This window comes from Novipirellula artificiosorum, assembly GCF_007860135.1.
Classification (GTDB): Bacteria; Planctomycetota; Planctomycetia; order Pirellulales; family Pirellulaceae; genus Novipirellula_A; species Novipirellula_A artificiosorum.
Map to the genome: position 1 here is coordinate 845,032 of NZ_SJPV01000002.1, position 21,574 is coordinate 866,605.

Consider the following 21,574-nt stretch of genomic DNA (forward strand, 5'->3'; position numbering starts at 1 on the left):
TCCTAGCCAATCCTTCAGCTATCAGCCCGAAGCGAAACGCTGAGGGTTGGCAACTGAGCTAAACCACACGTCCACGTTTTCTCATGCAGCATGATTTGTACTTTTTTCCGCTGCCGCAGGGACAGGGATCATTTCGGCCGATTCGCGGGGCATCATGGCGTATCGGGTCCGGCTTTGCATCTTCACCGCGATTGCTTTGCTGCGCCGCCTGCTGAGCGGGCGTGTTGGATTCATTCGCCGTCGCCGCCCCCGACGCATGAGGATCATCGTGCCGCGTTGCGGCGTCCACCCATGTGCTTCGGATAAAGGCGTCGTTGAAGGATTCCATCCGGAAAATCAAATCGGTCACCCGTTCGCCAATCGACTCCCACATGGAATCGAATAATCGCATGCCTTCGCGTTTGTATTCGACTTTGGGGTCCAATTGAGCGTAGCCCTTCAATCCGACGCTGCTGCGCAAATGGTCCATGGTCAACAGGTGGTTCTTCCAGGCTTCATCAACAATGCTGAGCAAGATCTGGCGTTCCATACGCCGCATCTCGGGATAGAACCGATCGTCGACAGCACCGTCAACGGCTAGCTTCAACTCGCTACGATTCATTCGCGACAAGTCCGATTTGTCCGCTCGATGACTCAATTCGGCTTGCAGCCACTCGATCAAGGCATCCAAACTGCCATTCTTTCCACTTGCCAAAATCGCTGTCGTCTCTGGGTCCGCTTTACCAAACAGCTCGTCCACCTTGGTTTCGGCAACGCTGTATTTTTGTTCGGCTGCATCACCCGTTTTGCGACTAAACTCGACCAACTGAGCCTTCAAGTCATCTCGGTTGAGTCGAACATCATCGGGATTCAGTTCAGCGCCGAACCGATGGTTGACCCAATCGACTAAACCTTCGCGGTCGAGCGATACCTGTGCTCCCTGCTTCTCGGTGAACCGAGAGATGCCGGTCAAAACGGGATATTCGGCTTCTTTTCGTGTGTAAGCCTGCTCGGCTCGTTGCATCAGTGCGTCGGCGACAACACGATAATCGTCGACGTCACGAAACTCGTCTGGCGTGGTTTCGATACCAAACTTATGTCGCATCCATGCACAAAGCGTGCGTAGGCCATAGTCGGTGTCGAGCAGGGGTTCGCCGTCACTCAAATCAACCTTGTTGATCTTTTCATGTGACTTCTTGATGAGTTCCTCTACCAATTCATCGCGATTCATCGATTTCAATTGGTGTTCTTGATAATTGGTCGCCAATCGAGTGTTGGACCAATTGGTCATGGCTTTCCAGTTCCATTCTTCTTCCATCCCCGCCGGCAAATTCTCTTCGACGATTTCTTCAACCGTCACCTCTGCCGCTCGTTCTGCCTGGTCGATCGAATAGGACTTGGCCATGTCGAAGTCCATATTCAAGAAGTCACGAGCTTCCAATTGGCAATCGAGTTGGCCTCCTGCGAATGCCGCAAACGAATCGACTCCGTAATTGGGTTCCATGAACGTTTCGACGTACTTGTCGATTTGAGCCCGAATCAAGTCGAGGATCATGTTGCGTGAACTGTGACCATCGAGCAGGTTTTGACGATAGCGGTAAACGCGTTTTCGCTGCTCGTCCATCACCTCGTCGTAGTCGAGTAGGCTTTTGCGTATTTCGTAATTGCGTTCTTCGACCTTCTTTTGAGCCGCGGCGATTCGCCGAGTGACCAGCGAGGATTCGATGGCTTCGCCCTCTTGCATGCCAAGTCTTTCCATCATGCTCTTGACGAAATCACCTGCGAAAATCCGCATCAAGTCGTCCTCCAGCGATAGGAAGAACCGGCTCGAGCCTGGATCGCCTTGTCGACCACAACGACCTCGAAGCTGTAGGTCGATGCGTCTCGATTCGTGTCGTTCGGTGCCAATCACATACAACCCGGCAAGGTCGCGAACGACATCCCCTTCGGCACTCATCTTTTCCTGTTCGTCGATCTCTTTGACCAATGCGTTCCACTCGTCATCCGGCACTTCCAGCCGCGTCGGGTACTTGTGTTGCAGTTGAGCCCACGCCATCGTTTCGGGATTCCCGCCCAGCACGATGTCGGTACCGCGGCCTGCCATGTTGGTTGCAATCGTCACGGCGTTAACACGACCGGCTTGAGAAACAATGTCCGCTTCACGGCCGTGATTTTTCGCGTTCAGGACGTCATGTTTGATTCCACGCCGTTCAAGCAGCGCTGACAATCGTTCACTCTTTTCGATGCTGACCGTTCCAATCAATACCGGGCGTCCCGCGTGTTCGACCTTGGTGATCTTGCTGGTTGGAACTTTTTCGGCGTGTTTCTCACCCTTCTGAAGGATGCTCACTTCGGTTTCATCTTCGCTTTGGATTTTCCCCCAAATCTCACTGCCGTCCTTTAGCGTCAGCACATCCCATTTGTTCGTCCGCTCGACCTCGTCGGCCAGTGCCTTGTACTTGTCCTTTTCGGTCAAGTAGATCAAATCAGGGTGCTCGATCCGTTTCATTTCCCGGTTGGTAGGGATCGCGACCACATCCAACCCGTAGATCTTCATGAACTCGGTCGATTCGGTCATGGCAGTCCCCGTCATCCCCGCCAACTTCTTGTACATCTTGAAGATGTTCTGCAGCGACGCGGTTGCAAACGTTTGCGTTTCCTGTTTGATCGGGACGCCTTCCTTCGCTTCGACCGCTTGGTGCAACCCGTCACTCCATTGGCGGCCTTCCATCAACCGTCCCGTGAACTCGTCGACAATGATGATTTGGCGATCTTTGATGACGTAGTTGACGTCCAGTTTGTAGAGGAAATGAGCTTTGAGCGCGTTGTCGATCAAGTGAGGCCATTCCATGTTGCCTGCGGTATAGAAGCTTTCCACGCCTGCTAGTTTCTCGGCTTCACGCACCCCTTCGTCACTGAGCGTGACGTTGTGTTGTTTTTCGTCGACCTTAAAGTGTTCTTCCTTGCGCAATTGACGAGCCACGCGATCGGCTTCGGCATATCGCCCCAGGTCCAAGTCGGCGGGGCCGCTGATGATCAACGGCGTTCTCGCTTCATCAATCAGGATATTGTCGACTTCGTCGATGATCGCAAAGTTCAGTGGCCCTTGGCACTGTTGCGCCTCACTGGGATAACGATTGTCGCCCTTTGCCGCCGGTCGCATGTTGTCACGGAGGTAGTCGAATCCGAATTCGTTGTTGGTGCCGTAGGTGATATCGCATGCGTAGGCGGCCTGCTTTTCTCCGGTCGACATCCCTGATTGGATCGCATTAACGGTCAGCCCCAAGTTCATGTAGAGCGGCGCCATCCATTCCATGTCACGGCGAGCCAAGTAATCATTTACCGTGACGACATGGACCCCTTTGCCTTCGAGCGCGTTCAAGTAGGCTGGCAATGTCGCGACGAGTGTCTTCCCTTCCCCGGTGACCATTTCAGCGATTCCTCCGCTGTGAAGCACCATGCCACCGACGAATTGAACGTCGTAATGACGCATCCCAAGGTACCGTTTGCCACCTTCGCGGCAAACGGCGAACGCTTCATCGAGGATGTTATCGAGCGTCTCACCGTCACGAAGTCGTTGGCGGAAAATCTCCGTCTGCTCCCGCAACTGCTCGTCCGTCATCGCCTCGTATTTCGGCTCTAACTCACCGATCTTCTCCGCACGCTGCTGCAATTTGGATACTTGGCGAGCGTTCGCAGACCCGAAGATCGAAGTGATCCCACGTTCGACCGCTCCGAAAAAGCCGCCAAAAATGACACCGAGAATATCAAAAAGTCGTTCAAAGAATGACATGGTTTCAGTCGTTGAAAATACGTATGCGGGCAGACGCATCGATTGCGTCAAAATGGCACGTTGGCAGGGTTTCGCAACCGATACGGCAAATTGAGGGCCGTGGTGGGTGGACCACAGCCGAATCGCGACCGCTTGCGACGGTTTTCCACCACAAAATCGCCTCTTGCATCGTCCAGGCCAAGACTTGGGGGGTTAGCTGTAGTGGATCTGGTGAGAGAACCCTAAAGGAAAAGAATCCCCTAACAAGATCCACCACAGCATAACGAAGGGTTGATGATGTGCTACCTAAATGCTTTTAAGACGGCAAGTTACGGGTTTGGCGAAGATGGGTCAACTGTGATTGTCTTTTTGGCTAAACAAGTTGGGGTAGCGAAGCGGTGGGACGGCACCGCAAAGCAAGGAACATCGCATCTCCCCCCCCTAAAAAAACGATCCAGGGATCCACAATCTTGTTAGCGCCCTTCTAGCATCCTTGCTCGGCCCATCGCGTCTTCGGCCGCTGTGATGTATTGCTGGTCTTGCGTCCCGGCCCACGCGCGTTGGTACGTCACACTTAAGGCGGTGAAGTTGAACGCATCTTCGGGCTCAAGTTCGCAGGCCTTCTCACCATGTTTGATTGCCAGGTCGTGTTGCCCGGTTTTGGTGTAGACGCGGGCGAGCGCCAAGTGGCCGAGCACGAACGTTTCGTCCTCACCAACGATTTCGTTCAATCCCGCAATGGCCTCCTCGAATTTTTCGCCATCGATTAGCTTTTCGACTTCGTTGTATTGGGTGTAGATGTCAGACACAGATTGTTTCTCCATCGCAAAGGGAGCGAAAGTTGGTTTCGGTTTGTCGATTGAGTCGTTTCAGAACGAGCGGAATGTTTCGGTCTGCTTTCATTCCGTGAAACAACGCAAAAAACGCTATTTTTGCGGAACGAAGGGTGACACTTGTTTCCCGCTTGGTCCCCTAGCGATTGGCTGAGGGCGTACTTCCTACCCAAGGCGGGCGCATGCGGCAAAGGGTGAAACGAATGCGTGATCCGATTGATCCCAATCGGCAAGCCCGATAGGGAAGCGGGACGACTCGTGAATCCCGATGGTTGTAGCATTTCCACCTAGCTTGCGCCAGTCCCGGTGCTTGGTGCGCAAATCGCGTGTCCTTCAATGCCGCTGGTGGACCGTCAAGTTTAAAACTGCGAGTGGAGACGCAGTGGACTTCGCCAGAAGTCGCTCAGAATACCTGAGCTACGGATTTCTGGCGAAATCCACTACCCTAATATTTGATGCTGACAGTCCACTAACTCTGTTCCGGCGAGAAATCGTTGGTTTGTCGTTTCTCGCTTTCAAGCGTCGAGGGCTCTTCCGCGTGCGTCGGCCTGTTAAGCCACCTCCGCACGATGCGAGTGGCGGCGGCACAGCGATCCATCAGGATTTTGGCAGGGGTCCGCCGAACATGCCCATGCCGATCGACTTGGATCATGTCGCTCGAATCCGTCTGTAAGGCCGTCAAGTACCCGCCACCGAAACAATAGGTGTCGATACAAACCAGGTATCCCAAGTCAAGGATTTCACCGCCCGCTTGTGGCGTGTGGCCGACGAACACGCGTTTGCCACTTTGGTGAGGTGGCGGGTAGGGGAAATCAAGATGTGCCCAGTACCGGGCTGCGTCCTCTTGCCGAGCCATCGGGCAATCTGCAACGTAGTTGGCGTGGACGAAAATGAACTGATCGGTTTCGTAATGAGGCCGCAGTGACCGGAAAAAACGCAGGTGCGATTCGGGGATCTTTTCCAGCGAACCACCATAGCTGGCAATCGTGGCTTGACCACCGCTTTGTTGCCAAATCGATTGGTCCAATCCCGCCGAGACGACACCCATCAGCATCAGTTCGTGGTTTCCACGCAGCGCGACGACCCGGCATCGTTGCTGCAGTTCGATAATCTGTTCAACGACATCCTTTGTGTCGGGGCCCCGATCGATGTAGTCTCCAAGAAAGATGAGTTCATCATCGGGGCACGGCTCGATGGCTTCGATCAGCGACCGAATCGCTTTGCCACATCCATGAATGTCACCGATCACGTACTGCCGCATGAACTTCCTTTCCTCTCGAGTACCCTTGCTAAGACTCGTTTAGTTTAAGTTGGGGTCACCGAAGCGGACGCCGGGAGCCATCGAGTTGAGGATGTCGTGTCCACAGCGTTTGACGGCGATTTCCCAAACATTATCGGCATCTCCAAACAGAATGTCGGGATCGACTTGTCCAATCAGCCAGCCCCCCACTCGCAATTCTTCGTCCAATTGTCCTGGCCCCCAGCCGCTGTAGTTTGCCACGAAGCGAACTTTTGCATCACGACGATGCAACAGGATTCTCAGATGGTCGTCGTCGCCCGTGATCCATGCTGGGGGGGTCCCCAAGTCGATCGACATGCTACCGAACGGATCGGCAGGATGATTCTGGATCGTAAACTTGGCTCCCGCCGTCGTCGATTCATTAGGCCCCAATTCATCGTCCGGATCAAAGCCGACCGGGCCACAGGGTTCGCCAACGCCCGCCAGATCGTGCAGTGCCAACAATGGCCCTTCGACTGGGCCGCCGCGATAAATGAAATCGTCGTCACGCGGCTGTCCACCTTTGGTGGTGCTCATTTCAACCAAATCGCGAAACCGGCGCTGTGTCGGCCGGTTGATTGCCAATCCAAACGCTCCCTCGACGTCGTGGCGAATAACAAAAATCACCGATCGCATGAAATTACCATCACTCAAATAGGGTGATGCGATCAGCAAACGGCCGGATGCGTTTTCGGACATGACTCTATGTTCCCCCTGGTCGTGCGTCACGTTTCAGCTGTGCGACGATCGTGAATCTCAGCGAGTGGCTGCTGTCACGGTCTCGGCTGAGGCATCGCGCCATAGGCAACCCGCCCATGACAATCCTACGCCGAAGCCGATCAACATGTTAGTCGACTCGGCTCGAAGATCACCACGACGGCGGAGCCGATCGATCAAAATCGGCAGGGTACACGAAACCGTATTGCCAACATCCGCCAATTCAATTGGGATCCGTTCGGGGGCGACACCCATGCGGTTGCCCAGCTGATCCAGCATCTTCCAGGTCGCTTGGTGCATCAGGTAGCGGTCGATATCGGAATCGTGAAGTCCGTTGGCTTCGAGGATCTCGTTAATCAATCGCGGTACCGCTTCGACGGTGAAATTGATCAGGCTTGGCCCATCCATGTACAGTCGGCTTTTCCAGCGTTTGCGGTGTCGCGGCTTGATTGCATGCTCAGCGGGACGGCTGCCGCCATCGCTGACCAGTAGCATGTCGCCGCCGCTGCCATCGCTGCCGAATTGGAATCCCCACAAACTGGGGTTTTCACCCGCAGTCAACAAGGTCGCTGCCGCGGCATCCCCAAAGATGGTTCGCAAGCTGCGGTCATCAGGGTCGATGTATTTGCTGTACGTTTCCGCCGTCAACAACAGGATGTTCTTGGCCACGCCGCTTTGGATCAGACCATCCGCGACCGCAGATCCATAAACGAAGCCGCTGCAGCCGAGGTTGAAATCAAGGGCGCCGCAACGCGTTGGCAAGCCGAGGCGGTCTTGGATCAAGCAGCTCGTCGTCGGCAAGGGGTAATCGGGGGTCTGGGTGCAGAACAGCAAAAAGTCAATTTTACTGCGGTCAATTTTGTGTTCGCTGATCAGCTTCTCCGCTGCGGCGACCGCCAAATCGCTTGCCGTCTCGTCGGGTTCGGCAATGTGACGCTGGCGAATTCCCGTCTTTTCCTCGATAAGCTTGAGGTCCCAATTTGGAAAATTCGCTTGCAAGGCTTCGTTGGTTTCCACTCTCGAAGGCAAGTGGATAGCGATGGGGCCAATTTGAGCGTGCGGCACGGGAAAGATCCATTCATGGCCGGAGAGAATATTTGGTCTGTTTTCAGCGAGAGACAGAATACAGCTGAGAGCCTGAGGGCGGAAGTGAGGAAAGTGAGGAAGGGTTTGGCTCGTGATCTGGGTCGACTCTCTTGAAATGCTTCCTGTTTCGCTTGCCGAACGGGGCGCCCGGCAAGCCGCCCGGCTTCACGCGACAAAGCACGAGCTCGCACCGTTGCACTGCTCGAAAAATTTCCTCAGGTAGACCTTGCAAACTTTTTCGGCACTCGATAATCTCTCGCGTATTGAGAGTTTTGCGGCTGTAGCTCAGTTGGCAGAGCACAACGTTGCCAACGTTGTTGTCGTGGGTTCGAATCCCATCAGCCGCTCTTTTTCTTTCATCTCTCTGTTCTCGCTCGTCACGCTGACGACTTGCTGTCCCGGTCGCTTGCTGCGTTTCCTCGCGTCGCTCGGGTCTCGTTCGGCTGTCCCACGCCATGGGTGAACGGTTCGACATGAAGTCCCGCACTCGCGTCGCTGCCCGCTTCCCAACCCGGCGGGGGTGACGTTAAACTATCGGACTTGCACCCAACACGTTCGGGGCAAAATGTTCGGGGATGGTGAAATCGCTTGTCGATTTGTTTACCGATCCCCGGTTCCCTGCTCCCATGATCAAGCTGAAAGACGAGAGGCTTTACACAGGATGTCCACCTCCACTGAGTCCGAGACAACCCAAGTCCCAGAAGAAAAGAAACCCGTTCAGCTCGAAGCGAAGGTTGAAAGCCCGAGTGCTTGCCTGCGTGAGGTGATCGTGACGATCCCGCACGCAGAAGTCGAGCGATATTTGAAAGATGCGTACGACGAGATCGTGCCCGAAGCCAGCGTTGCGGGTTTCCGTGCCGGTCGCGCACCGCGAAAGCTGGTCGAGAAGCAATTCCGCGATCGCGTTCGAGAGCAAGTCAAAGGGACGCTGTTGATGGATTCGCTGGCCCAGGTCAGCGAGAATGAGAATTTTTCGGCGATCGGCGAGCCTGATTTCGATTTTGAATCGATCGAGTTGCCCGAAGAAGGAGACTTCAAGTACCAATTCAGTATCGAGGTTCGTCCTGATTTTGAGACGCCAACCTGGAAAGGTCTCGAGCTTTCCAAGCCCGTCGAAGAAATTTCCGACGACGACGTTCAAGAGTCGCTCGAGCGAGTGTTGGGACGATACGCAACCTTGGAAGCGACGGATGAGGCGGCGGAACTCGGCGACAAGTTGGTGGTCACCATCAAGTTTTCCGATGAAGGGAAATTCTTGTCGCAGATCGAGGAAGAACGCATCACGTTCTGCAAGCGGCTCAGTTTGTCGGATGGCGTGATCGAGGATTTCGGTACGTTGATGAAGGATGTCACCGAAGGCGAAACCCGCACGGGCAAGGTCAAGGTCAGCGAAGGGGCCAGTATCGAAGCGATGCGTGGCAAAGAGATCGACGCCGAGATTACCGTGATCGAGGTGCTCAAGAGTGAATTGCCGAAGTTGACGGAATCGTTCTTGGAAGAGTTGGGTGATTTTGAATCCGAGCAGGAATTACGTGGCTTCGTTCGCGACTCGCTGACGCGACAAGCAGATTACCGAACCCAACAATCGCTGCGTGAGTCGGTGGTTGAGAAATTGGCGGGAAGCGCCGACTTCGAACTTCCTGAGTCCTTGGTGCAGCGTCAAACGCAGCGAGAATTGCAGCGGAAGGTTCTGGAGCTGCGGCGCAGCGGCTTTGACGAAGACAACATTCGTCGCTTCGTGAATGCGTCACGTCAAAATGCGAAAGCTTCAACCGAAGCAGCACTTCGCGAACACTTCATTCTCGAGAAAATTGCCGAGGAGGAGAATGTGGATGCGGAAGCTGGCGATTACGATGCGGAAATCGCGTTGATCGCTCAGCAAAGCGACATGGCAGAACGGAAGGTTCGCGCTCGACTGGAAAAGAGTGGCCAAATGGATGCGATTCGCAACCAAATCGTGGAACGAAAAGTCATTGAGATGATCGTGGAAGCGGCCAAGGTTAGCGAAGAAAAGGTTGAGAAGTCGGGCGGCGATGAAGACGACGAATTCGCCGTCTACCACAGTGTGCTGGCGACACGTGAAGAGGCTTCGATCCCCGAAGCCAAGTACGAAGACAATACGCCTAAGGCGGCGGAAAAGGAAACGGAAAAGGACTGATCCCTCGGTTCCTCGAATGCGAAGGGAAGTCATCTTTGGCTTCCCTTTTTTCGTAAAGCGGTACTGCTGCAATGGGCGAACTGCTGGGGCGGATCACGTTCGTCTGCTACCGTGGGTCCCAGGAACTGTTCCTGATCCCCCTCCCTTGCCGCGACCATTGATGTTCCTTTCCGGTAGCCCAAAGTAACCACCATGATCGATCAACTTACGAAACTTCGTATCATTCCCGTTGTCGCAATCGAATCCTCACTCGATGCAGAGCCGCTCGCCGACGCGCTCTGCGAAGGTGGGTTGCCGGTTGCTGAGATCACGCTGCGTACCGATGCAGGAATCGGCGCCATCGCAGCGCTTTCGAGACGCCAGGATTTTCTGGTCGGAGCGGGAACCGTTCACAGTGTGGAGCAAGCCAAACGGGTTGCGGATGCGGGGGCGAAGTTTATCGTTTCACCTGGCTTCAACCCCAAGACCGTCCAGTGGTGTTTGGATCATCAGATGCCAATCTTCCCAGGCACGTCGAGTCCAACCGATTTGGAGATGGCCTTGGAGTTCGGGCTGTCGGTCGTCAAGTTTTTCCCTGCCGAACAAATCGGCGGCGTCAAGATGGTCAAGGCCTTGGCGAGTCCCTACGGCGATCTTCGTTTTATCCCAACCGGCGGGATTCACGCTGGAAACTTAAGCGACTACCTCAACCTGCCCTCGGTGATTGCTTGTGGTGGCAGTTGGATGGTGAAGTCCAATTGGCTAACGGAAGGTCGTTTTGAAGAAATCAAGCGAATGACCGCCGAAGCCGTCGCGCTGTAGTCGCTTGATGGACATGCTTGAAGCAGAAAAAGAGAACGAGTGGACCGTCAAGGTTAAAACTGCGATTTGGGACGTAGTGGGCTTCGCCAGAAGTCCCTCAGGACATTTGAGTTACGGATTTCTGGCGAAATCCACTACCCTAAAATTTAATGATGACGGTCCACTAGGAACGAGGTGCTTGAAATGAGTCAACCGCTTTCGATAAAAGCTGCGGATCGTTGCCAGTTCGATCTGGTGTCGCTCGGTGAGGTGATGATCCGGCTCGATCCCGGCGAAACACGTATCCGCACGGCCCGGCAATTCCATGTTTGGGAAGGTGGCGGCGAGTACAACGTGGCCCGTGGATTGCGTCGCTGCTTTGGACTGCGAACGGGATTGGTCAGTGCTTTCGCAGACAATGAAATTGGTCGCCTTGCCGAAGATCTAATCTTGCAGGGCGGAGTCGACATGAGTTTCGTCAAATGGATGCCTTACGATGGCTTGGGACGCACCATTCGCAATGGACTGAACTTTACCGAACGAGGCTTTGGGATTCGTGGCGCCGTGGGGTGCTCGGATCGCGGTTTGACCGCCGCCAGCCAATTGAAGGCGGGCGATGTCGACTGGGAACTTCTGTTCGGGGAATTGGGGGTTCGCTGGTTTCACACCGGCGGGATCTACGCCGCATTGAGCGATTCAACTCCTGAAGTCGTGATTGAAGCGGTCCAGTGTGCAAAGAAGCATGGCACAGTCGTCAGCTACGACTTGAATTATCGGCCCTCGCTGTGGAAGGGGATTGGCGGCCATGCGAAAGCTCAGCAAGTGAACCGCGAAATTGCGAAGTGCGTCGATGTGATGATCGGCAATGAAGAGGATTTCACTGCCTGCTTGGGTTTGGACGTCGAAGGAGTCGACGAGAACATTCGCGGAATTGATGTGGGGTCGTTCAAGCGGATGATTGAAAAGGCGGTTGCCGAGTTTCCCAATTTCTTGGCAACCGGAACGACGCTACGAGAAGTCCACACGGCGACGGTCAACGATTGGAGTGCAATCGTGTGGTACGACGGCAAGTTCTATGAGTCGAACGATTATCCAAAACTGGAAATCATGGACCGGGTCGGCGGTGGCGACAGTTTCGCGAGCGGATTGATCTACGGATTTCTGAACACGGGCGATCCAGCAAAGGCCGTCAACTACGGTGCCGCCCACGGTGCGCTGGCAATGACCACGCCTGGTGACACGACCATGGTCACCGTTGAAGAAGTCGAAAAAATCATTGCGGGCGGTGGAGCGAGAGTGGTCCGCTAGCCACGTTGGAGTCGTAGGCTTTAGCCGATTCGGCAAGGATCCAGCACGCAATCGGCTAAAGCCTACCACTCCAACGAATCATCCGGGCTAGCGCCAAAGGGGCAGCGAAGGAAGCGTTGCGATTCCGGCTCCGCTGCTTGCCGGTGTTAACGGCTGGTTGTACCCACCCGAGGTTGGGGACAATTCGCTGGCGGGAAGCCCCGATTGGCTAGGGGACCGGCGGGGAGGATCGCTAGCGATTTGACCGACCGTCGACGCTGCGATGCGCGGCGGTGCAAAGGTCGGTGGGGTTTGGGCAACCGAGGTTGCCAAAGGTGCGATTGGGGTATTCGGATCGAGAGGGCGCAGCCGCGATGCGATCATCGATTGTGCATCGTCCGCAGGCGATGCCACTCGGCCGACTGCGACCAGTTCGGTCTTTTGTTCTCGTTGCCATCGTACCATTTTCCGCGGGATTTCGATCGTTCGCTTTTCCGCAACCCACTCGGTGCGGCTGTTGGTTCGCTGGATCACCTCGTTGCAGCTTTCCCAGCGAGTCCGTGGAACGTGATGGTACGCCACCGCGGGTGGTTTGAAGGGATTCCAGCGGCCTTCCATGCGCGGTTCCCAATTGTATTCGACGACAGGCCTTAGAATGGTTCGCGATTCAGGTCGTGTCTCGGTCACCGTTTGCGGCCGCAGGATCGTTTGTTCCTGTTTCTCGACTTTCGTTTCCACAATGGGTCGGTCAATCGTTTTGGTGCGTTGTTCGTATACGATTCCCGTTTCGGGATCGGTTACGTAGCCGCTTGGCGTCTGCGCCAACGCGGTGGTGCCAGAATACGCGATCGTGGAAATCGTGGCGCAAGTGGCAAGTTTGGCAAAATAGTGGAACCTTGGTTTTGCGTACCACGAGCGAACTCGAGTATCCATAGCAACCCCTCGCCGATGAGCAGAAACGCGAAAAGAATGGTAGTCTTTTGACCCAGATCAAGTGGTCGTTAATGCGATGACTCGATCAACCGAACACTATGATCTGTTTTCGGAAATTTGACCGCGCGACTATGAGCTCAATTAATGATTGACCCAACTTTACTCGCGATCTTGCGGTGTCCACTCACTGGGCAACCGCTCCATGAGGCGGAGAATTCCCTCATTAACCGCATCAATGAGGAAATCGGGAAGGGAGAAATTCGGGATGCATTGGACCAGCGAATCACCGTCCCTATCGATTCAGGGTTGCGGATCGACGGCGGCAAAACCGTCTATCCGATCCGAGCTGGCATCGTCTGCATGGTCGCTGACGAAGCGATCGTGTTGGAGTGAGGTCGCACCGTGGACGCCAGGAGGCGATTCGTGGTGCCAGCGACGGTTGAGGCATGACGAACGCGTCCTTTCCTGCATCCATTGCCAGTCACTACCAATCGCTATCCTCACCACGCTCTTCGCCACGTGGATCACTGCACCAGCGCGATAGCGATTCGACGCAAGCATCACGTTCGGTCGCATTGGTCCACAATGAGTCATCGACGTCCAACCGGACTTCGTAGTCACCTTCATGCATGCAATCGGGTTCGCCGCAAAAATGGGGCACGTCACTGATCCAAACAATTCGGTACAGCGGCACATATTTGTCGTCGATTTTGACAATCGGTGAATCCATCGGCTTGTTTCGTGGGGGGAGTGAAAGGGGCGAACGATCAACCAAGCTCGCGGCTGCGCTCGGCAGAGGCAATGACTGCATCCATCAGACCGGCGCGCAGCCTATTCTGTTCCAGGCTTCGCAAACCAGCAATGGTCGTCCCCCCCGGACTGGCCACGGCGTCTTTTAATTCGGCGGGATGCCGGCCCGTTTCGGCGATCATCTTGGCAGTCCCCAAAACCGTTTGCGTTGCGAGTTTTGTTGCCAAATCCCGGGGCAAGCCAGCAAAAACGCCTCCATCGGCCAAGCCTTCGATCATCAAGCAGACGTAGGCTGGCCCTGAACCGCTTAACCCGGTCACCGCATCCATTTGGCCTTCATCGACCTCGACCGCCATTCCGACACTGCCGAGTGCCGAATCGATCCAACTTCTATCCTCGCTGGTGACGCTTTGTCCGCAACAATACGCGGACGCGCCCTCGCCAACCAGACAGGGGGTGTTTGGCATCACTCGGATGATGCGGTTGTGGCAAATCAGGTCACATAGGGTGTTCATTCGGATTCCAGCCGCGATGGAAATGACCAATTTCCCGTCCCAGGCGTTCGGGCTTTGTTTGGCTACTTTGCTAATCATGGCCGGTTTGACAGCCAATAAAACGAGGTCAGCCGATGGGATGGCTGTCTTTAAGTCCTCTGTGACATGGACTTTAGGTCGATTCTCCTGCCACCAATTTCGGCTGGTCTTGCTCGGTTCGACGACTTGGGCTGCTGATTCGGGGATCACACCGTTGTCCAGCATGCCGCACAGCAGTGCACGCCCCATTTGTCCGCCGCCGACGACTACTAGACGCTGGTATTCCATTCGATTTCCTGAAAGATGCTTGGTTTCACACGATCTTGTCATCATCTCAATTGACCCCCTGGGGAGCCACCCTTAAATTGATCGGTTTTTCCGTTGCTGGAAAGACCACTCGTTTTTTTCCTGCCCAACGGCCCCCCCAGCCCTTGTTGCCTCGAGAAGCGGGCAAAGTTTTTTGGAGACCGAAGCGTGGAAGAAGCGATTGCCAAAGCGAATACACTCATCGAAGCGATGGGATGGATCCGCCAATTTCGCGGGACCACCACGGTGATCAAACTGGGCGGCAGCGTGCTGGAGGATGAGTTAGCACTGATGCACATTTTGTTAGATGTGATCTTTATGGAATCGGTCGGAATGCGTCCCGTTTTGGTCCATGGTGGCGGAAAGGCGATCAACCGCGCCTTGGCGGAATCGGGAATCGAGCCGAACTTCAAACGTGGCCGTCGTGTCACGGATGATGCGACGCTGAAGGTGGTTGAGAAGGTCTTAGCCGGTGACTTGAACGTTCATTTAACTCAAGAAATCGAGCGGTTCGGTGGTCGAGCGATGAACTTGTCGTTCCTCACCACCAATGTTCTGTTTGGCCAGAAATTGGAGTCGCCCGAGGACGAGGATTTGGGGTTTGTTGGTGAGGTCACACGAGTCGATCGGAATGTGATCGAAGGGTTGACGTACACGGATCAAGTCCCTGTGATGCCGTCGATGTGCGAAGGTCCGGATGGGCAACATTACAATGTCAACGCGGATACGGCGGCCATGGCGGTCGCACAGGCATTGGGGGCTGAAAAGTTGGTGTTTTTATCCGACGTGAACGGCGTTCGCCGCGACAAAGACGATCCCGACACGATCATTCACTCCCTTTCGTCTGACGAAGCAAGAGAGCTGATTCGGTCCGGTGTGATTGAATCGGGGATGATCCCGAAAGTCGAAGCCTGTTTGGAAACCCTTGGCCGCGGTGTCAAGAAGGTCCACATCATCGACGGCCGATTGCGTCATTCGTTGCTTTTAGAGATCTACACGACGAGCGGTGTCGGTACCGAGATTCACCTGTAGTGAGATCCATGGGTCGTCATAAGTCGCGTCGCCTAACTCATCGGGGCTTTGTCCCGAAAACCAATCACCATGGCAAATATGGACGATTCCGAGATTCCACTGACTGACGTCCTGATCGAGCCCTCGGGTCGCAGTGCGGTGCGCCACAGTGCGATCCGTCGCGAGGATGTCGATGGGCGAGAGATCATCGATGCGCTGGCAGGCCGCGCGAGTGTGTTGGGCTTCGCAGACCCCTATGTTGCCGAGGCGATTCGTCAGGTTGCGAACGGCTATCTCGGCGATGCGTCGGCGTTAGATTGCGACGGCCATGATCTCGCCCCCCTGGCCGAGAAGATTCGCAGCATGCTTTCCAGCGAAACCGAGGGTGTCTCTGCGATGGCCGAGTCGGTCTGGATCTATCCCTCCGCAGAGGATGCGATGGAAGCGATGATCGGCGGTTCTCGGGCACGTGGCGGCGGTGCAAGGTATCGAACGCTCTCGCTGGTTGGCAGTGATCACGGTCGCACCGCGATGTGCCGATCCGCCAGCGGGCGGCCGGAGTTGCACGCCGATTTTGGACCGATGTTGGCGGGTTTTGACCATGTTGCAGCCAACGACATCGCGTCGCTACGATCAGCGGTGGATGAATCGACGGCGGCTGTCTTGCTGTCGCCGCTTGACCTGTGTGATGCTGCTCGGCCTCGAGATCACGACTATTTAGCGGCGGTCCGCCAACTGTGTGACGAACACGATCTGCTGTTGTTGATCGACGAATCAAGACTTTGCATCGGATCCTCCGGCCGATTGTTGACGTACACCTCGATCAGCGACATTGTCGCCGATGCCGTTGTGGTTTCCGGCGGCTTGTTCGGCGGGTTGCCTGGCGGATTGCTGCTTGCGGGACCGCGATGGACGGACAGCCCCGTTGCCAACACGCGGCTCTATCCGCTTCAAACAGCGGTTGCGACCGCAACGCTCGAGCGTGTCGCCGAACTGGGGTGGTTAGAAGCCTCGGGCGAAGACACATCCGCGTTTCCGGTTGCTGTTGCCGAGACGATTGCTGGATTCGAATTCATTCGTGACCTGCATGCGACGGGAACGACGGTCGGGATCGAAACCGACTTGGCGGCGATCGATTTGGTGCAAGCTGCTGCATCAGTCGGCTTGCGAATCGAAGCGGCTGGAGAGACATCCATCAAAATGCAATTGCCGTTAGGGATGGATGCAGACGACCGTGAGGAGTTGCTAGCGCGACTGACACGGACCATGAGTGCAATGGAATTGATTACTGAAAACTAGTTAGACGCGACCAATGAGGCCGTTGCCATGCAACACCTACTGACCCTTTTTGATATCCAGCCGGATCAGCTTGAGCGGATCCTTGACACCTCGCTTTCGCTAAAGAACCGGCTTGCCGTTGGAGATCGCCCGCCAATCTTGCAACGCCAAGTGCTTGCGCTTCTGTTTCAGAAACCAAGTTTGCGGACTCGTGTCAGCTTCGAAACGGGGATGGCGCAGCTTGGGGGATCGAGTCTGTTTCTTGGTGAGGAGGTGGGTTGGGGAAAGCGTGAATCGGCATCCGATTTTACTCAAGTGCTCGGTCAATTCGTCGATGCCGTCGTTTGTCGGGCGAAGAAGCATGAACATGTTGAGTCGTTGGCAACGTACAACGCGATGCCCGTGATCAATGGGTTGACCGATTTGTGTCATCCTTGTCAGGCGATGGCGGATGTGTTGACCCTCCGCGAGTCACTGGGCGACTATCGAGGCAAGCATTTGGTGTTTGTCGGTGATGGAAACAATGTGGCCCAGTCATTAGCGTTAATCGCGGCCATGTTGGATATGCGGTTCACGTTGGCATCACCAGCAGGTTTTGAGATGGATGCCGATTGGCTCGATCGAGTCGCAAAAAAGTACCCGCAAGCCAAGATTGAGCAAGTGTCCGATCCGGACAAGGCGGTATCTAGCGCTGATGCGATCTACACGGACGTTTGGACGAGCATGGGGCAAGAAGCCGAAATGGCGATGCGCCGCGAAGTGTTTGCTCCCTACCAGGTGAACCAAGCCTTGATGGCGAAGGCACCGGCACATACTCGAGTGCTGCACTGTTTGCCAGCTGTTCGTGGCGAAGAGATTACCAACGAGGTGATCGATAGTGACCAAAGTGACATCATCATGCAGGCAGGCAATCGAATGCATGCCCAGAAGGGGCTGTTGGTGTGGCTATTGAACCGTGAATGGATTGATTTGAACGTCGGTTAGCCGATTCCCGCCAATTCACACAGGTGTGCTTGGGCGACCGGTTGTGGGCAGCTCCAGACCAAGAAGAACATGGCTTCTCGGCACCAGCGCCCAACATGATGGCCTGCGATGTACCCGGCGCCTTTGGCGGCGGTCAGAGCCGCTTGGGTGGACCCCAGCACCAATCGATTTGCCCGGCCACGGATGTCAGCCAAATCACAGTTTGCGTCACCATCGACCGCGGAAAAAAGATCGTCTTGCAATTTTAGAACCGAGGCATGGAGTTCTTCAGCGGCTGGTTTCAAATCGGGACGCTTCTCCGATTCATCGAGTAGGTATTGAATGGCCGCATGCGACAAGCCAATTGCCAGCGTTGATGTCTGAAGACCGCCGGTGCTGCCCCCTGAACCGGTTTTCATCACGTTTTCGATGGGCCCGGCGAGCAGCATGGATGAGTCGATTTGCACATCATTGAACTCGAGCCGATCGGTGCAACTGGCCGACAACGCCATCAATTCGGTTCCTGGAAACGGAGTGATGCCATCGAGCGATCGAGGGACCGCTGCCAAAATTTCGCGGCCGTCTTCCATGGCCGCACCGATGACGTAGACGTCGGCATGGGGCACGCCGGTCACCCAAGGCGACATGCCGCGAAGCACGAACCCCGAGCCGCTTTCTTTGGCCAGCAAAGCGGGGCAAGCTAAATGCCGTCGGCTGGTTGTCAAATGGCTAATTCCCACCGTCCCGAACGCGACGCCAGAAACCAGTTTCTCAAGCCATCGCGATGCAGGAGCTGGGTTCGCACTGCCAGCGATGCGACGAACCGCTCCCATCAACTGAGTCAAGATGAAGGTGGTCGTCAAATCCGCCTGAGCCAAACGGAGGTAGCCGATCGTTTGCTCTCGCTCGGTCCAGCCAAACCCGCCCGATTGCGGAGGGAGGAACCAGCGATAGACGCCCGCCTTTGCACAGCAGGCAAGTGATTCGGAGGGCCAATCGCTCACCCTTTTCCAGCGGCTGGCGGATGCCCAAAGCTGCTCGCACAGTTGGTCCATCGAACGGCTTGTTGGCGAGGTTACCTGAGGGATTGTGGACATGGGGGTTCTGGGTGCTTTGCGGGGTTGGATTTCGTTGTGCAGCAGTGCTCACGAAACTCACAAGATGCGTTATCTTGAAGGCGGAGCGATCCGGCGATGCGACCGACCGTCCTCTACTATCGCGAAACCTCGCTCGATTCGCAAACCCGGGTTCGATTTGGACACGCGAATTGCGACGTGCTGTTATTATCTTTCGTTTCGTTTTCGTCACCGACTCACGATAACCGACCCTTGCGACATGAGCCAAATCCAATCTCCAGCGACGACGAATAGCGCCACCCCCCTGCTGACTCGTGACCAGTTGGACCAACAAGGTCGCGAAACCTATCGGAAACTCTGGGAGCTTGCAAACAACTTATGGTGGAGTTGGCATCCCGAGTGTGATCAGCTTTTTCGCGATATGGACCCCATTCGGTGGCGGCAAGTCGACCACAACCCCATCGCACTGCTACGCGAAATGACTCCCGAGCATTTGGCGGCTCGAGCAACGGAGTTGGTGCTGCATAGCCGTATCAACTATGCGTACCGCCGTTTGCAGGAATACCTGCATGATTCGCAGACATGGGCATCGACCCATGCGGGCGTACTCGGTGCGAAACCGGTGGCATACTTCTCGGCGGAGTTTGGGATTCACGAATCGGTGCCGATTTACAGCGGTGGGCTTGGCGTTTTAGCGGGAGACCACATCAAGAGTGCATCAGGATTGGGCGTTCCCTTGGTCGCGATTGGGTTGTTTTACGCGCAAGGCTACTTTCGCCAATATCTCAACGACGAAGGCTACCAGGGCGAGGATTACCTCGACACAAAGATTGAGAATCTCCCCATGCAGCCCGCGCTGACGGCCGCGGGCAAACCGATAACGGTGGCCATTGAAACGCGAAAAGGCCAACTGCTGGCAAAGGTTTGGCTCATGCACGTCGGCCGCGTCCGGTTGTACTTGCTCGATTGCAATGTCGAAGGCAACAAACCCGAGGACCGTGAATTGACCAGCCGTCTGTACGGTGGCGATCAACGCACGCGAATCCGTCAGGAATTGGTGCTTGGGGTGGGCGGGGTCAAGGCGCTGCACGCGCTTGGCATCGATCCCGGCGTCTACCATCTCAACGAAGGCCATTCGGCCTTTGGTGCGCTGGAAGTGGTCAACCGTTTGATGCAAGATGACGGCATGTCCTTTTCCGACGCCGTTCGACAGACTTCGCGAATGACCTGTTTCACAACCCATACGCCCGTGCCAGCCGGACACGATCGTTTCCCGTCGGAATTGGTCGAAGAGCACCTTGGCCCGCTCCGCGACTCGCTCGGTATCAGTGAACGCGAATTGTTGGCCCTCGGTCGTGTCGATCCGGGCAACGCGGAAGAAACGTTCTGCATGACCGTGATCGGTTTCAAGATGAGCCGCTATTGCAACGCCGTCAGCAACCTGCATGGCGTCGTGTCCAGGCGGATGTGGGCACACATGTGGCCGCAACGGAATGAGGAAGAGGTGCCCATCGGGCATATCACCAACGGTGTTCATGTTCCGTCATGGTTGGCGGGGCAAATGGCCCAGTTGTACGACAAGCATTTTCCCGCCGATTGGAAGCAACGCATTCAAGAACCAAGTGTTTGGCAATCGATTCACCAGGTCGATCCTGGTGAGCTTTGGGAGACGCACAATGCGCTGAAGAATAACTTATTGACGTTCGTCCGTCGCCGAGTCAGTCGGCAATGTCGACGCCGCGGCGAATCGGACGAGTCGGTTGAGGAAGCTCGCCGCGTGCTCGACCCACAGACGTTGACGATCGGGTTTGGACGACGCTTCGCGACGTACAAGCGAGCCAACTTGTTGTTCAGCCAGATCGACCGGATTGCGGCGTTGATGAGTGATCCCGAACGACCGATTCAGCTGATTTACGCGGGCAAGGCACATCCGAAAGACGAGCCCGGCAAGCGGTTTATCCAGGAAATTGCAAACCTGCGGCATGATCCGCGTTTTAAAGGTCGCGTTGCATTCGTCGAAGATTATGACATCAACGTTTGTCGGCACCTGATTCAAGGGGTCGATGTTTGGCTCAATAATCCACGTCGGCCACTCGAAGCGAGCGGCACGAGCGGACAGAAAGTCGTGCTCAATGGTGGGTTAAACTGTAGCATCCTCGATGGATGGTGGGCCGAAGCCTATAACGGGGTCAACGGGTTTGCGATTGGACAAGGTCATCATCATGTCAACGACCAAATTACGGACGCCCGCGATGCCAAGGCCCTTTACGATACGATCGAAAACCATGTGCTCCCGATCTACTACAACCGGGATGCCGACGGGTTACCGAAACAGTGGATTCAGCGAATGATGCATAGCATCAGCACCTTGGCGTGGCGATTCAGCAGTCACCGCATGGTTGCGGATTACACCGAACGAGGCTACTTGTATGCTGCGGGTGGCGTCACGTGTGAGATGCGTTATCGTTAGTGCAACGTCACTTTTTCTTCTCCGGTTCTCTTCTCTCTTCAAAATCAAAGTCACTCGATGAGCAACGATCGCCAAGAAAACCAGGTCCACGGTCATGATGTGATGCACATGATGGTCGCGTCGGGCAAAACCTATACGAAGGAAATGCTCCGTGGTGAGATTCTCGAGCGATTTGGCGAACAAACGCGTTTCTATACCTGTTCCGCGAGCAACATGACGGCTGATGAGCTGATCCTATTCTTGGAAGGCAAAGGTAAATTTGACTCCCAAGAAGATGGCTTCACCACGTCACCATCGAGTATCTGTGACCACTAGCGCATCATCCCGTCTTGCTTTTGAGACCGTTCGAAAACAACTGGACAT

Annotated in this window: 18 protein-coding genes and 1 tRNA gene; 10 read left to right on the top strand and 9 right to left on the bottom strand. The window is 55.3% G+C overall.

The genetic code is table 11. The annotated features are described in order from the left end of the window. Positions 1 to 58: 58 nt before the first annotated feature. The 5 genes from secA to Poly41_RS08920 form a co-directional block, all read right to left on the bottom strand. Positions 59 to 3,772: a preprotein translocase subunit SecA gene (gene secA, locus Poly41_RS08900; RefSeq protein WP_146525538.1), complete on the bottom strand. Its 3,714-nt coding sequence runs from the start codon at positions 3,770 to 3,772 to the stop codon at positions 59 to 61. A gap of 452 nt (positions 3,773 to 4,224) precedes the next feature. Further along, positions 4,225 to 4,575: a tetratricopeptide repeat protein gene (locus tag Poly41_RS08905; protein WP_146525539.1), complete on the bottom strand. Its 351-nt coding sequence runs from the start codon at positions 4,573 to 4,575 to the stop codon at positions 4,225 to 4,227. Positions 4,576 to 5,053: 478 nt separating this feature from the next. Beyond that, the gene (locus tag Poly41_RS08910) at positions 5,054 to 5,845 is read right to left on the bottom strand and encodes a metallophosphoesterase family protein (RefSeq protein WP_146525540.1); all 792 of its coding nucleotides are present in this window, start codon (positions 5,843 to 5,845) and stop codon (positions 5,054 to 5,056) included. Positions 5,846 to 5,884: 39 nt separating this feature from the next. After that, positions 5,885 to 6,562 (bottom strand): YqgE/AlgH family protein, encoded by a 678-nt coding sequence (locus Poly41_RS08915; RefSeq protein ID WP_146525541.1) that lies wholly within the window; start codon positions 6,560 to 6,562, stop codon positions 5,885 to 5,887. Positions 6,563 to 6,619: 57 nt separating this feature from the next. Continuing rightward, positions 6,620 to 7,645 (bottom strand): ketoacyl-ACP synthase III, encoded by a 1,026-nt coding sequence (locus Poly41_RS08920; RefSeq protein WP_146525542.1) that lies wholly within the window; start codon positions 7,643 to 7,645, stop codon positions 6,620 to 6,622. Between the two features lie 295 nt (positions 7,646 to 7,940). Between Poly41_RS08920 and Poly41_RS08925 the strand changes: the two genes are divergently transcribed. From Poly41_RS08925 to Poly41_RS08940, 4 genes are all read left to right on the top strand, one after another. After that, a tRNA-Gly gene (locus Poly41_RS08925) sits at positions 7,941 to 8,013 on the top strand. Between the two features lie 314 nt (positions 8,014 to 8,327). Further along, positions 8,328 to 9,824 (top strand): trigger factor, encoded by a 1,497-nt coding sequence (tig, locus tag Poly41_RS08930; RefSeq protein ID WP_146525543.1) that lies wholly within the window; start codon positions 8,328 to 8,330, stop codon positions 9,822 to 9,824. 192 nt (positions 9,825 to 10,016) lie between these two features. Further along, positions 10,017 to 10,625 (top strand): bifunctional 4-hydroxy-2-oxoglutarate aldolase/2-dehydro-3-deoxy-phosphogluconate aldolase, encoded by a 609-nt coding sequence (eda, locus tag Poly41_RS08935; RefSeq protein ID WP_146525544.1) that lies wholly within the window; start codon positions 10,017 to 10,019, stop codon positions 10,623 to 10,625. Positions 10,626 to 10,808: 183 nt separating this feature from the next. Next, on the top strand, positions 10,809 to 11,912 hold the full coding sequence (locus Poly41_RS08940; protein WP_146525545.1) for a sugar kinase: 1,104 nt from the start codon (positions 10,809 to 10,811) through the stop codon (positions 11,910 to 11,912). 87 nt (positions 11,913 to 11,999) lie between these two features. Here the strand turns inward: Poly41_RS08940 and Poly41_RS08945 are convergent, their stop codons facing one another. Next, complete coding sequence (locus Poly41_RS08945) at positions 12,000 to 12,824, bottom strand: hypothetical protein (protein WP_146525546.1); 825 nt, start codon at positions 12,822 to 12,824, stop codon at positions 12,000 to 12,002. A 144-nt stretch (positions 12,825 to 12,968) separates the two neighbouring features. Between Poly41_RS08945 and Poly41_RS08950 the strand changes: the two genes are divergently transcribed. Beyond that, on the top strand, positions 12,969 to 13,217 hold the full coding sequence (locus Poly41_RS08950; RefSeq protein ID WP_146525547.1) for a Trm112 family protein: 249 nt from the start codon (positions 12,969 to 12,971) through the stop codon (positions 13,215 to 13,217). Between the two features lie 91 nt (positions 13,218 to 13,308). Here Poly41_RS08950 and Poly41_RS08955 read toward each other — a convergent pair whose 3' ends face one another. Together Poly41_RS08955 and proC are read right to left on the bottom strand one after the other, a co-directional pair. Beyond that, positions 13,309 to 13,554 (bottom strand): hypothetical protein, encoded by a 246-nt coding sequence (locus Poly41_RS08955; RefSeq protein WP_146525548.1) that lies wholly within the window; start codon positions 13,552 to 13,554, stop codon positions 13,309 to 13,311. A 37-nt stretch (positions 13,555 to 13,591) separates the two neighbouring features. Beyond that, complete coding sequence (gene proC, locus Poly41_RS08960; RefSeq protein ID WP_146525805.1) at positions 13,592 to 14,395, bottom strand: pyrroline-5-carboxylate reductase; 804 nt, start codon at positions 14,393 to 14,395, stop codon at positions 13,592 to 13,594. 186 nt (positions 14,396 to 14,581) lie between these two features. Here proC and argB point away from each other — a divergent pair, with 186 nt between their 5' ends. The 3 genes from argB to argF all read left to right on the top strand — a co-directional run bounded on the left by argB (position 14,582) and on the right by argF (position 17,686). Further along, positions 14,582 to 15,445, top strand: coding sequence for an acetylglutamate kinase (gene argB / locus Poly41_RS08965; RefSeq protein ID WP_146525549.1), 864 nt, complete (start codon positions 14,582 to 14,584; stop codon positions 15,443 to 15,445). 69 nt (positions 15,446 to 15,514) lie between these two features. Next, positions 15,515 to 16,723, top strand: coding sequence for an aminotransferase class III-fold pyridoxal phosphate-dependent enzyme (locus Poly41_RS08970; protein WP_146525550.1), 1,209 nt, complete (start codon positions 15,515 to 15,517; stop codon positions 16,721 to 16,723). 27 nt (positions 16,724 to 16,750) lie between these two features. Then, positions 16,751 to 17,686: an ornithine carbamoyltransferase gene (argF, locus tag Poly41_RS08975; RefSeq protein ID WP_146525551.1), complete on the top strand. Its 936-nt coding sequence runs from the start codon at positions 16,751 to 16,753 to the stop codon at positions 17,684 to 17,686. On the opposite strand, the gene Poly41_RS08980 is transcribed toward argF, so the two are convergent. Continuing rightward, a complete protein-coding gene (locus Poly41_RS08980; RefSeq protein ID WP_146525552.1) occupies positions 17,683 to 18,762 on the bottom strand; it encodes an acyl-CoA dehydrogenase family protein in 1,080 nt (359 codons plus the stop codon). The genes argF and Poly41_RS08980 overlap by 4 nt on opposite strands. Before the next feature lie 238 nt (positions 18,763 to 19,000). Between Poly41_RS08980 and glgP the strand changes: the two genes are divergently transcribed. Together glgP and Poly41_RS08990 are read left to right on the top strand one after the other, a co-directional pair. Then, positions 19,001 to 21,211, top strand: coding sequence for an alpha-glucan family phosphorylase (glgP, locus tag Poly41_RS08985; RefSeq protein WP_146525553.1), 2,211 nt, complete (start codon positions 19,001 to 19,003; stop codon positions 21,209 to 21,211). 57 nt (positions 21,212 to 21,268) lie between these two features. Next, on the top strand, positions 21,269 to 21,526 hold the full coding sequence (locus Poly41_RS08990) for a YecH family metal-binding protein (RefSeq protein ID WP_146525554.1): 258 nt from the start codon (positions 21,269 to 21,271) through the stop codon (positions 21,524 to 21,526). Positions 21,527 to 21,574: the final 48 nt, after the last annotated feature.